The sequence below is a fragment of the Mycobacterium sp. MOTT36Y genome, assembly GCF_000262165.1.
Lineage (GTDB): Bacteria > Actinomycetota > Actinomycetes > Mycobacteriales > Mycobacteriaceae > Mycobacterium > Mycobacterium intracellulare.
Genome location: NC_017904.1, coordinates 928,189 through 940,014 on the forward strand (window position 1 = coordinate 928,189; position 11,826 = coordinate 940,014).

9 protein-coding genes are annotated in these 11,826 nt (G+C 67.9%); 6 read left to right on the forward strand and 3 right to left on the reverse strand.

What is annotated here, in order from left to right; genetic code table 11:
• Positions 1-215 precede the first annotated feature (215 nt).
• Positions 216-2,558 (forward strand): DNA helicase PcrA, encoded by a 2,343-nt coding sequence (gene pcrA / locus W7S_RS04665; RefSeq protein ID WP_008254003.1) that lies wholly within the window; start codon positions 216-218, stop codon positions 2,556-2,558.
• A gap of 84 nt (positions 2,559-2,642) precedes the next feature.
• On the opposite strand, the gene W7S_RS27265 is transcribed toward pcrA, so the two are convergent.
• Together W7S_RS27265 and W7S_RS04675 are read right to left on the reverse strand one after the other, a co-directional pair.
• Complete coding sequence (locus tag W7S_RS27265) at positions 2,643-3,230, reverse strand: hypothetical protein (protein WP_170320551.1); 588 nt, start codon at positions 3,228-3,230, stop codon at positions 2,643-2,645.
• A gap of 1 nt (position 3,231) precedes the next feature.
• Positions 3,232-4,284, reverse strand: coding sequence for a M23 family metallopeptidase (locus tag W7S_RS04675; protein ID WP_014711034.1), 1,053 nt, complete (start codon positions 4,282-4,284; stop codon positions 3,232-3,234).
• A gap of 329 nt (positions 4,285-4,613) precedes the next feature.
• Here W7S_RS04675 and sucC point away from each other — a divergent pair, with 329 nt between their 5' ends.
• The 3 genes from sucC to W7S_RS04690 all read left to right on the forward strand — a co-directional run bounded on the left by sucC (position 4,614) and on the right by W7S_RS04690 (position 8,294).
• Complete coding sequence (gene sucC / locus W7S_RS04680; protein WP_008254009.1) at positions 4,614-5,777, forward strand: ADP-forming succinate--CoA ligase subunit beta; 1,164 nt, start codon at positions 4,614-4,616, stop codon at positions 5,775-5,777.
• Positions 5,778-5,789: 12 nt separating this feature from the next.
• Complete coding sequence (gene sucD / locus W7S_RS04685) at positions 5,790-6,692, forward strand: succinate--CoA ligase subunit alpha (RefSeq protein WP_008254012.1); 903 nt, start codon at positions 5,790-5,792, stop codon at positions 6,690-6,692.
• Between the two features lie 75 nt (positions 6,693-6,767).
• Positions 6,768-8,294, forward strand: coding sequence for an acetyl-CoA acetyltransferase (locus W7S_RS04690; protein WP_008254015.1), 1,527 nt, complete (start codon positions 6,768-6,770; stop codon positions 8,292-8,294).
• Positions 8,295-8,300: 6 nt separating this feature from the next.
• Here the strand turns inward: W7S_RS04690 and W7S_RS04695 are convergent, their stop codons facing one another.
• The gene (locus W7S_RS04695) at positions 8,301-9,149 is read right to left on the reverse strand and encodes an LLM class F420-dependent oxidoreductase (RefSeq protein ID WP_008254017.1); all 849 of its coding nucleotides are present in this window, start codon (positions 9,147-9,149) and stop codon (positions 8,301-8,303) included.
• A gap of 242 nt (positions 9,150-9,391) precedes the next feature.
• Between W7S_RS04695 and W7S_RS04700 the strand changes: the two genes are divergently transcribed.
• Both W7S_RS04700 and W7S_RS04705 read left to right on the forward strand, forming a co-directional pair.
• Complete coding sequence (locus W7S_RS04700; RefSeq protein WP_008254020.1) at positions 9,392-10,288, forward strand: DUF5336 domain-containing protein; 897 nt, start codon at positions 9,392-9,394, stop codon at positions 10,286-10,288.
• A 38-nt stretch (positions 10,289-10,326) separates the two neighbouring features.
• Positions 10,327-11,778, forward strand: a complete 1,452-nt coding sequence (locus W7S_RS04705; RefSeq protein WP_232518746.1) for a DUF6350 family protein — start codon at positions 10,327-10,329, stop codon at positions 11,776-11,778.
• The last annotated feature ends 48 nt before the right edge of the window (positions 11,779-11,826 follow it).

The window sequence follows — 11,826 nt, forward strand, 5'->3', positions numbered from 1 at the left end:
TTAAAAACGGTGGGCGCGCAAAAAAACATGTTTAAGCTGCGCTTTTTGGACTTGGGTGCAATTACGGCACCGGCACGAGAACGGGGTCGAAGAATGCGTTCCGACACGCCCATTCTCCGGTGGCCCGCGGGGCGCGATCCAGGCCGGCCGAGCCACTAGCCTGGTTTGATGCCTGGGCGCTTTGTGTCACTGGGCGGCGGTAAGTTTGGACTGACATGAGTGTGCACGCAACAGATACCAAGCCGGCCTCGGAAGCCGATCAACTGCTCGAGGGGCTCAACCCGCAACAGCGCCAGGCGGTGGTGCACGAGGGCTCCCCGCTGCTGATCGTCGCCGGGGCGGGTTCGGGCAAGACCGCGGTGTTGACGCGTCGCATCGCCTACCTGATCGCGGCCCGCGGCGTGGGGGTCGGCCAGGTGCTGGCGATCACCTTCACCAACAAGGCCGCGGCCGAGATGCGGGAGCGGGTGGTGCGGCTGGTCGGTAACCGGGCCCGCGCCATGTGGGTGTCCACCTTTCACTCGACCTGCGTGCGCATCCTGCGCAACCAGGCGTCCCTGATCGAAGGCCTCAACTCCAACTTTTCGATCTACGACGCCGACGATTCGCGGCGGCTGTTGCAGATGATCGGGCGCGACATGGGCCTCGACATCAAGCGCTACTCGCCGCGGCTGTTGGCCAACGCCATCTCCAACCTGAAGAACGAGCTGATCGACCCCGCCGACGCGGTCTCCAAGCTGACCGACGATTCCGACGAGTTGTCGCGCACGGTGGCGAGCGTCTACGGCGAGTATCAGCGCCGGCTGCGGGCGGCGAACGCGCTGGACTTCGACGACCTGATCGGGGAAACCGTGGCGGTGTTGCGGGCTTTCCCGCAGATCGCCCAGCATTACCGGCGGCGGTTCCGGCATGTGCTCGTCGACGAGTACCAGGACACCAACCACGCCCAGTACGTGCTGGTGCGGGAACTGGTGGGCCGCGGCGGCACAGAAGCACCGGCATCGTCCGACGATGTGCCGCCCGCCGAGTTGTGCGTGGTCGGCGACGCCGACCAGTCGATCTATGCGTTCCGCGGCGCCACCATCCGCAACATCGAGGACTTCGAACGCGACTACCCCGACGCGACAACCATTCTGCTGGAACAGAATTACCGGTCGACGCAGAACATTTTGTCGGCGGCCAACTCCGTGATCGCCCGCAATTCCGGGCGCCGGGACAAACGCCTGTGGACCGCCGAAGGCGCCGGCGAATTGATCGTCGGCTACGTCGCCGACAACGAGCACGACGAGGCCAGATTCGTCGCCGAGGAGATCGACGCACTCGCCGACAAGGGCGAGATCACCTACAACGACGTCGCCGTCTTCTATCGCACCAACAACTCGTCGCGGTCGTTGGAAGAGGTCTTCATCCGCGCCGGGATTCCGTACAAAGTCGTTGGGGGAGTGCGGTTTTACGAGCGCAAGGAGATTCGCGACATTGTCGCCTATCTGCGGGTGCTGGACAACCCCGGGGATGCGGTCAGCATGCGGCGCATCCTCAATACCCCGCGACGGGGCATCGGAGATCGCGCCGAGGCTTGCGTGGCGGTGTACGCCGAGAACACCGGGGCCAGCTTCGCCGACGCACTCGTCGCCGCGGCCGAAGGCAAAGTGCCGATGCTGAATTCCCGCGCGGAGAAGGCGATCGCGGGTTTCGTCGAGCTTCTCGACGAGCTGCGCGGCCGCCTGGATGACGATCTCGGGGATCTCGTCGAGTCTGTGCTCGAACGCACCGGGTACCGCAGGGAGCTGGAATCCTCCAGCGATCCCCAGGAACTGGCGCGGTTGGACAACCTCAACGAACTCGTCAGTGTCGCACACGAATTCAGTACCGACCGGGCGAACGCCGACGCGCTGGACGAGTCGCTGCACACGCCCGAAGACGAGGACGTGCCGGATACCGGTGTGCTGGCGGAGTTCTTGGAAAGGGTGTCGCTGGTTTCCGACAGCGACGAAATCCCCGAGGACGGCGCCGGCATGGTCACGCTGATGACCCTGCACACCGCGAAAGGCCTCGAGTTTCCGGTGGTGTTCGTCACCGGGTGGGAGGACGGGATGTTCCCCCACATGCGGTCATTGGACGACCCGACCGAACTGTCCGAGGAGCGGCGGCTGGCCTACGTGGGCATCACCCGGGCCCGCCGGCGGCTGTACCTGAGCAGGGCCATCGTCCGCTCCTCCTGGGGGCAGCCCATGCTCAACCCGGAATCCCGTTTCTTGCGGGAGATTCCGCAAGAACTGATCGATTGGCGCCGCACCGCGCCGGCGCCGTCGTTCAGCGCGCCGGTGAGCGGCGCCGGACGATTCGGCCCGCCGCGCGCGGCGCCCACTCGTTCCGGGATGAGCAAACGACCGCTGCTGGTGCTCGAACCCGGCGACCGGGTGACCCACGACAAGTATGGCCTCGGGCGGGTCGAAGAAGTTTCCGGCGTCGGCGAATCGGCGATGTCGCTGATCGACTTCGGCAGCTCGGGACGGGTCAAGCTGATGCACAACCACGCCCCGATCAGCAAGCTCTAACCGGGCGAGACTACGGCGCGTCGAACGTGCACCCAGGGCGAGAAATCAGCGAAATCTTCGCCGCCAGAACACGTTCGGCGAAGGTCAGGCGTCCAGCCAGCGTTTGGTTTGCGGCAGCATCACCAGCACCGCCGTGGAGATCGGCAACAGCGGCAGCAGGTGCACGACCCACGCCACACGGGCGCCGGCGATGAACACGCCGATATAGGTGAGGAACGCGACGAGCGCGCCGGCCAACAGGAGGTAGCGGCTGACCGGTCGGCGCTGCAGCAGCGCGATCACACCCGTCACCGTGGTGGCGCCGAACACCAGGGCGAGAAACGCCACCGCGATGCAGAACAGGCGATCGGTGCGCCACCAGCCGGCGATCAGATCGGTGGCCACCACCGACGTGGCCCATCCGCTGAGAATGCTGACCGCGCAGGCGGCGACAGCCGTGCGATCGCTGGGTTCCAGGGCCGGCACTCCCGCATAACCCGTCCGTCCCGCACGCGGGCCGCGGTACGTCGGGGGCGGCGGAACGAACTGACTGGTCGGGGAGTCCGGCGTGGTGGGGATCGGTCCGGTCGGCGCGCGGCGGATGATCCGCGTCCGTGAATCGGAGGGAGATGAGGGCTCCGCAGTGGGCTCGGACGGAGGCGGACCGGAAGGTTGTTCGTTCGGCGCGGTCACCTCAACCAGCGTAGTTGCCGACCATAAGACCACGCTTAGCCAGCCACGGCACCGGATCGATCCGCTCGGTGCCGCCCTGCAGGACCTCGAAATGCAGGTGCGGGCCGGTCGAATTGCCCCGGTTGCCCATGGTGGCGATCTGATCGCCGGCCATCACGCGTTCGCCGACGCTGACGAGGGCGGTGTTGATGTGACCGTAGAGCGTGACCGTGCCGTCGGCGTGCCGCAGCTTGACCAGCATCCCGTAACCGCCGGCCGGGCCGGCTTCGATGACGACGCCGTCGGACACGGCCAGGATCGGCGTACCGATCGAGTTGGCCAGGTCGATGCCGGCGTGCAGCACGCCCCAGCGGTAACCGAAGTTGGAGGTGAAGATGCCCTTGGTCGGCATCACGTAGAGCGGTTGCTGCAAGCGCGCCTCGCGCTGAGCGCGGTCGTTGGCGAAGGCCACACCCCGGGCGAGTTCCTGGTTGTGCAGTGCCGCGGTGGCCGCGGGCTCCACCGCGATCACCTGGGGGCCGCGGACGGTGTTGCTGCCCGACCCGCCGGTGAGCGCGGACGCGTTGGCGGTCAGCACCGCCTCGGTCTTGGGGGTGTCGGCGTGGCTGGTGGCCGTGTGGGCGGCCGCGGCGGCGGCGCCGGCGGCCATCGCCGAGATCAGCAGGCGACCGCGGGCCGCGCTGGTGGGTTGCTTGCGGTGCTGCCCCCCGCGGCGGGCGGCGCCGACGACGTCGGTGGCGCGCGCGTGATCGATGCGGCGCTCGGTGTGGGGCTCGACGGGGACCCGCGGCAACACCTCGGTGGCGGGCGCGGCCAGCCACCGAGGCCTCAGGTCGTCGACCTCGTGAAGGTCGTCGAGCTCCGGCGCCAGCAGGACCTGCGCTTCGTTGTCGAACGTCGAGTCGTTGCTGAAGTCCAGTCCGGCGTGATCGCCGACGTCGTCATAGGAATCGCTGAAATCAAGGTCATCGAAGTCGAAGCCGTCGAGCGGAAGGATCTCCGTGACTTCGGTGCGATGGGGCTCCGCCGACCGGGCGCCTGCCGCGCGACTCACCCTCAAGATGCCTGTTGTTACGGCAGCGGGCGTGGCAAAACGGTGCTGGGGCAACCTGAAATGTCCTCGTATCGTGACCATAACGTTATCTGGACCCTAGGAAGGTATCCGCTGACGCGCGGGACTGGCAACCTCGTCGCACAATCCGGCCGGAATTGTGATTTGGATCACGCGGACCGTCTATCCATGTCCCGTGAGCTGTGCCACATCGGCGGACGCGGCGGTCAAAGCCATTTCGAGGGTGGATACAGTTCGTCCGTGCGAGTTGCCGGCTGCGGCACCGCCCACCAAGAGGCCTAGCAGTTGAGTCGAGCGAAGACAGAGAGTCCATGGACCTTTTCGAGTATCAAGCAAAAGAATTGTTCGCCAAGCACAACGTACCGACTACGCCGGGACGCGTGACCGACACCGCCGAGGGCGCCCGCGAGATCGCCACCGAGATCGGCCGTCCGGTGATGGTCAAGGCGCAGGTGAAGGTCGGCGGGCGCGGCAAGGCCGGCGGCGTCAAGTACGCGGCGACGCCCGACGACGCCTACGAGCACGCGAAGAACATCCTCGGTCTCGACATCAAGGGACACGTCGTCAAGAAGCTGCTGGTCGCCGAGGCCAGCGACATCGCCGAGGAGTACTACATCTCCTTCCTGCTCGACCGCGCCAACCGCACCTACCTGGCCATGTGCTCGGTCGAGGGCGGCATGGAAATCGAGGAGGTCGCCGCGACCAAGCCCGAGCGGCTGGCCAAGGTTCCGGTGGACGCCGTCAAGGGCGTCGACCTGGCGACCGCGCGCTCCATCGCCGAGCAGGGCCACCTGCCCGCCGAGGTGCTGGACGCCGCCGCCGTCACCATCAACAAGCTGTGGGAGGTCTTCGTCGCCGAGGACGCCACCCTGGTCGAGGTCAACCCGCTGGTGCGCGACCCCAAAGACCAGATCCTGGCGCTGGACGGCAAGGTCACCCTCGACGCCAACGCCGACTTCCGTCAGCCCGGCCACGCCGAGTTCGAGGACCGCGACGCCACGGACCCGCTGGAGCTCAAGGCCAAGGAGCACGACCTCAACTACGTCAAGCTGGACGGCTCGGTCGGCATCATCGGAAACGGCGCGGGCCTGGTGATGTCCACGCTGGACGTCGTCGCCTACGCGGGCGAGAAGCACGGCGGGGTCAAGCCGGCCAACTTCCTGGACATCGGTGGTGGCGCGTCGGCAGAGGTGATGGCCGCCGGCCTGGACGTCATCCTGAACGACAAGCAGGTCAAGAGCGTCTTCGTGAACGTGTTCGGTGGCATCACCTCCTGCGACGCCGTTGCCAACGGGATCGTGACCGCGCTGAATATGCTCGGCGACGAGGCGAACAAGCCGCTCGTGGTCCGGCTCGACGGCAACAACGTCGACGAAGGCCGGCGCATCCTGGCCCAAGCCAACCACCCGCTGGTGATCCAGGCCGAGACCATGGACGCCGGTGCCGACAAAGCCGCCGAGCTGGCGCACAAGTAAGGGACCCAAGCCATGTCGATCTTTTTGAACAAAGACTCCAAGGTCATCGTCCAGGGCATCACCGGTGGCGAGGGCACCAAGCACACCGCGCTGATGATGAAGGCCGGCACCCAGGTGGTGGGCGGCGTGAACGCCCGCAAGGCCGGCACCACCGTCTCGCACGTGGACCCCGTCGGCAGGGACGTCGAGCTGCCGGTGTTCGGCACCGTCGCCGAAGCGATGAAGGAGACCGGCGCCAACGTGTCGGTCGTCTTCGTCCCGCCGAAATTCGCCAAGGACGCGATCATCGAGGCCATCGACGCCGAGATCCCGCTGCTGGTCGTCATCACCGAGGGAATTCCGGTGCAGGACAGCGCCTATGCGTGGGCCTACAACGTCGACAAGGGGCAGAAGACCCGCATCATCGGGCCGAACTGCCCCGGCATCATCACCCCGGGCGAGGCGCTGGCCGGCATCACCCCCGCCAACATCAGCGGCCCCGGTCCGGTCGGCCTGGTGTCCAAGTCGGGCACCCTGACCTACCAGATGATGTACGAGCTGCGCGATTTCGGCTTTTCCACCTCGATCGGCATCGGTGGTGACCCGGTGATCGGCACCACCCACATCGACGCCATCGAGGCGTTCGAGAAGGACCCCGACACCAAGGTCATCGTGATGATCGGCGAGATCGGCGGCGATGCCGAGGAGCGCGCCGCCGACTACATCAAGGCGAACGTGTCCAAGCCGGTCGTCGGCTACGTCGCGGGATTCACTGCGCCGGAAGGCAAGACGATGGGCCACGCGGGCGCCATTGTGTCCGGCTCGTCGGGCACCGCGGCCGCCAAGAAGGAAGCGCTGGAGGCCGCCGGCGTCAAGGTCGGCAAGACCCCGTCGGAGACCGCGGCGCTCGCCCGGGAGATCCTGCAGAACCTGTAGGGGGCCGTGCCTGGCCGATGCCGCGAGGGGGCCCCGGATTTGGCCGGGGCCCGGCACACGGTAGATAGTGGGTCTATGAATCTCGACCCGAACACGCCCGTCATCGTCGGCGTGGGGCAGTTCACCGAGCGCATCGAGGACTCCGGCTACCGCGGAATGTCGTCGGTGGAGTTGGCGACGGCAGCGGCGCAGGCCGCACTACATGACACCGGGGCCGACGTCACCGCCGTCGCCGCGGCCATCGACACCGTCGCCGCCCTCCGGCAGTTCGAGATCTCCGGGCGCACCCCCGCGCCGATGGGCAAGTCCAACAACTACCCGCGGTCGGTGGCCCAGCGCATCGGCGCCGCGCCGGCACGCGCGATCCTCGAGCCCATCGGCGGCCAGGGCCCCCAGCATCTGGTCACCGAGTTCGCCGGTGTCATCGCCTCGGGGGAGGCGCAGGTCGTGATGATCTTCGGCTCCGAAAACACGTCCAGCATCCGGTATTTCGCCGACCGGGATAAGCCGGATCATTCCGACACGGTCGAGGGTTCCCTCGAGGACCGCGGGTTCGGATACGACGGCCTGTTCGACGACTACACCGTCGCGCATGGGCTGATCGGAGCGCCGGCCCAGTACGGACTGCTGGAGAACGCGCGCCGCGCCCGGCTGGGATTGAGCGTCGCCGACTACCGGCGCGAAATGGGCGAGCTGTTCGCCCCGTTCACCAAGGTGGCGGCAAAGAACCCGTTCGCGTCTTCCCCGGTGGAGCGCAGCGTCGACGAGCTCATCACCGTCACCGAGTCCAACCGGATGATCTGCGATCCGTACCCGCGGCTGCTGGTGGCCCGCGATCAGGTCAATCAGGGCGCCGCCGCGCTGCTGATGTCGGTGGCCGCCGCCCGCCGGCTCGGCGTGCCCGAGGAGCGCTGGGTGTTCCTGCACGGCCACGCCGACATGGTGGACCAGCCACTGCTCGACCGCCTCGATCTGACCTACAACTCGGCCTCGGTGCTGGCGGTCCAGGAAGCGCTCGCCGTGGCCGGTGTCGGCATCGACGACGTCTCGACCTTCGACCTCTACAGCTGCTTCCCGGTGCCGGTGTTCAACTTCTGCGACGGGACTCAGCTGGCCACCGACGATCCGCGGGGGCTCACACTCACCGGCGGCCTGCCGTACTTCGGCGGACCGGGCAACAACTACTCACTGCACGGCATCGCCGAAACGGTCAGCGAAATGCGGGATCTGCCAGGGCAATTCGGCCTGGTCGCCGCCAACGGCGGGATCATGAGCAAGTACTCCGTCGGGGTGTACTCGACCACGCCGGTGAATTGGAAGCCCGACAACAGCGCCGCACCGCGCGCCGAGGTCGCGGCCCGCCCCAAGATGGCGGTGACCATCAAGGCCGACGGTCGCGCGACCATCGAGACCTACACCGTGCGCTACGACTGGCCGGTGCGCACCGGCCTCATCATCGGCCGCCTCGACGACGACGGCAGCCGCTTCCTGGCCCTGAGCGAGGACCCCGATCTGGTCGGGTTACTCAGCGACGGCGAGCCGCTGGGGGCTTCGATCGTGGTGCGGTCGACGGACAAGGACAACCGGGCCACGCTGGCCTGACCGCAGCTACACGAGAGCCGCTAGTTTGCCGGCGAGCCGTTCGACGTAGGCGGCGACCTCGGCCTCGGGCTTGTCCGGCAGCCCGAACAGCACCTCGGTCACGCCCAGCTCGCTCCACTTGGCGAGCTTTTCGGGGACGGGCTTGAAGTCCAGTGCCACGATCTGCGGGGCGCCGTCGCGGCCCGCGGCCGCCCAGGTGTCCTGTAGCAGCTTGACCGGTTCGTCGATGTCGAAGTCGCGTGGGGTGGTGATCCAGCCGTCGGCGCTGCGCGCGATCCACTTGAAGTTCTTTTCGGTGCCCGCGGCGCCCACCAGCACGGGGATGTGCGACTGCACCGGCTTGGGCCAGGCCCAGCTGGGCCCGAACTTGACGAATTCGCCGTCGTAGGAGGCTTCCTCCTCGGTCCACAGCGCCCGCATCGCTTCGAGGTACTCGCGCAGCATGGTGCGCCGGCGCCCGGGCGGCACGTTGTGGTCGGCGAGTTCGTCGGTGTTCCAACCGAATCCGACGCCTAGGCTGACCCGTCCGCCGGAGAGATGGTCAAGGGTGGCAATGCTTTTCGCCAGCGTGATCGGGTCGTGTTCGACCGGCAGCGCCACCGCGGTCGACAGTCGCACCCGCGACGTGACGGCACAGGCGGCGCCCAGGCTCACCCATGGGTCCAGCGTGCGCATGTAGCGGTCGTCGGGCAGCGACGCGTCGCCGGTCGTCGGGTGCGCGGCCTCTCGCTTGATCGGGATATGAGTGTGTTCTGGCACGTAGAAGGTTTGAAAGCCGTGGTCATCGGCAAGCTTCGCGGCCGTCGCCGGAGAGATGCCGCGGTCGCTGGTAAAAAGCACAAGCCCGTAATCCATGCAGAGAATTAGAACGTGTTCTACCTGTGCTGAGCAAGCTCCGGTGATACCGACCGTCTCGCCGGAGGGCCGCCGGGGGCCTCGCCGCCCAAGACAGTGGCGGCGCCACCGGTTCCCGCACGTGCGCTAGCGTGGGTGATCGACCGCGTCGCAATGCGGTGACGCGCCTGCAAGCACAGCGTCGCATCGCCACCGCGGCGCCCGCTCGGCACTTAAAGGCACTGGTAGCAACAGGAGGAGCAATGACCTACTCTCCCGGTAGCCCCGGATACCCACCGCCGCAGTCCGGCGGCACGTATGCAGGCGCCACACCCTCGTTCGCCAAAGAAGACGACGGCAAGAGCAAGCTGCCGCTGTATCTGAACATTGCGGTGGTGGTGCTCGGCTTGGTGGCTTACCTCCTGAACTTCGGGCCCACGTTCACCATCAGCGCCGACCTCGGGCCGGGCATCGGTGGCCGGGCCGGCGATGCCGGTACCGCGGTCGTGGTTGCCCTGCTGGCCGCGCTGCTCGCCGGCCTGAGCCTGCTCCCGAAAGCCAAGAGCTACGTGGGCGTTGTCGCGGTCATCGCGGTGCTGGGAGCGCTGCTGGCCATCACCGAGACGATCAACCTGCCCGCCGGTTTCGCCATCGGCTGGGCGATGTGGCCCCTGGTGGCGGCCATCGTGCTGCAGGCGATCGCCGCAGTCGTCGTCGTGTTGCTGGACTCCGGCGTGATCACGGCGCCGACGCCGCGCCCCAAGTACGACCCCTACTCGCAGTACGGCCAGTACGGGCAATACGGGCAGTACGGCCAGCAGCCCTACTACGGTCAGCCGGGCGGCCAGCAGCACGGCGGCCAGCAGGGATACGGATCGCAATACGGCGGTTATGGGGCCAGCGGTGCGCCGACCCAGGGCGGCGCACCGACCGGCGGTTTCGGCGCCCAGCCTTCGCCGCAGTCGGGCTCGCAGCCGTCCGCGCAGCACCAGGGCTCGTCGACGCCCCCCACCGGCTTCCCCAGCTTCAGCCCGCCGCCGAACGTCGGCGGCGGATCGGACGCCGGTTCACCCACCAACTACTCCGAGCAATCCGGCGGTCAATCCTTCGGCCAGGAGCAGCAGTCGCCGTCCTCACCGTCTGGCCCAGCGCCCGCTTAACCGTGCGCTGTCGCGCCTAGTCGGGGACGTGCCCAAGAGTGACACGGCTAGAGGACAACCGGGCAGCGGGCGCTCGCCAGGCGCGTGACCTCGTCAGGGTCGCGTTCGCCCCGGCCGTGGTGGCGTTGGTCATCATCGCCGCGGTCACGCTCATCCAACTGCTGATCGCCAACAGCGACATGACCGGCGCCCTGGGTGCCATCGCCAGCATGTGGCTCGGCGTGCACCAGGTGCCGATCTCCATCGGTGGCCGCGAACTCGGTGTGATGCCGCTGCTGCCGGTGCTGCTCATGGTCTGGGCCACCGCGCGCAGCACGGCGCGGGCCACCTCGCCGCACTCGTCGTGGCTGGTCGTTCGCTGGGTGGTGGGGTCGGCGCTGGGCGGACCCTTGCTGATGACGGCCATCGCCCTCGCCGTCATCCACGACGCGTCGTCGGTGATCACCGAGCTGCAAACCCCGAGCGCGCTGCGGGCGTTCCTCAGCGTGCTCGTGGTCCACGCAGCCGGCGCGGGAATCGGGGTGTGGTCCCGGGTCGGGCCACGCGTGCTGGCGGTGTCGTCGTTGCCCTATTGGCTGGGCGATTCGCTGCGCGCCGCGTCCGCCGGCCTGCTGGCGTTGCTCGGGCTCTCCGGGTTCGTGACGGCCGGGTCGCTCGTCGTGCACTGGGCGACCATGCAGGAGCTCTACGGCATCACCGATTCGATCTTCGGCGAGTTCAGCCTCACCCTGCTGTCAATGCTGTACGCGCCCAACGTGATTGTGGGCACCGCGGCGGTCGCCGTCGGCTCCAGCGCCCACATCGGTTTCGCGACGTTCAGCTCGTTCACCGTGTTCGGTGGCGATATTCCGGCCTTGCCGGTGTTGGCGGCGGTGCCCAGGCCGCCGCTGGGGCCGGTATGGGTTGCGCTGCTCATCATCGGTGCGTCGTCGGGCGTGGCGGTGGGACAGCAGTGCGCCCGGCGTGCGCTGCCGCCGGCCGCGGCGATGGTCAAGCTGTTGGTCGCCTCGGCCGCCGGGGCTTTGGTGATGTCGCTGCTCGCGTACGCCGGGAGCGGCCAGCTGGGTAACTTCGGCCATGTCGGCGTCGACCAGGGCGCGTTGCTGCTCGGTGTCTTCTTCTGGTTCACGGTGATCGGCGGGATCACCGTGGTGCTGAGTGGGGGGATCAGGCCCCGACCCAGGCGGTTGCGGGCCAAACCCGCGTCCGCCGCACCGGCCGAAGAGCCGGCCGATTTCACCGATGTTTTCGACGATCGGGTGGCGGAGGAGGACGTCTTCGAGGGTCCCGCGGGTGATCCGGGGGAGGGTGAGCCGGGGACTCCGGCGGTGGAGGGCGATGCCGGGGAAGGCGAGCCGGGGTCTCCCGCGGTGGAGGGCGATGCCGCGGAGGGCGAGCCGGGGTCTCCCGCCGCGGAGGGCGAGGCGGGGTCTCCCGCGGCGGAGGGCGAGCCGGGACCTACCGCTGCCGAACGCGATCCGGAGCAATAGGCAAATTGCCCACCTCCGAGCGACAACGGCCGTGGGAAATCGCGGGCG

What these genes read in the sequence shown, in the direction of transcription:
- sucC (WP_008254009.1), top strand. Translation starts at nt 4,614, where the DNA reads ATGGACCTTTTCGAGTATCAAGCAAAAGAATTGTTCGCCAAGCACAAC.
- sucD (WP_008254012.1), top strand. Translation starts at nt 5,790, where the DNA reads ATGTCGATCTTTTTGAACAAAGACTCCAAGGTCATCGTCCAGGGCATC.
- W7S_RS04700 (WP_008254020.1), top strand. Translation starts at nt 9,392, where the DNA reads ATGACCTACTCTCCCGGTAGCCCCGGATACCCACCGCCGCAGTCCGGC.
- W7S_RS04695 (WP_008254017.1), bottom strand. Translation starts at nt 9,149, where the DNA reads ATGGATTACGGGCTTGTGCTTTTTACCAGCGACCGCGGCATCTCTCCG.
- W7S_RS04690 (WP_008254015.1), top strand. Translation starts at nt 6,768, where the DNA reads ATGAATCTCGACCCGAACACGCCCGTCATCGTCGGCGTGGGGCAGTTC.
- pcrA (WP_008254003.1), top strand. Translation starts at nt 216, where the DNA reads ATGAGTGTGCACGCAACAGATACCAAGCCGGCCTCGGAAGCCGATCAA.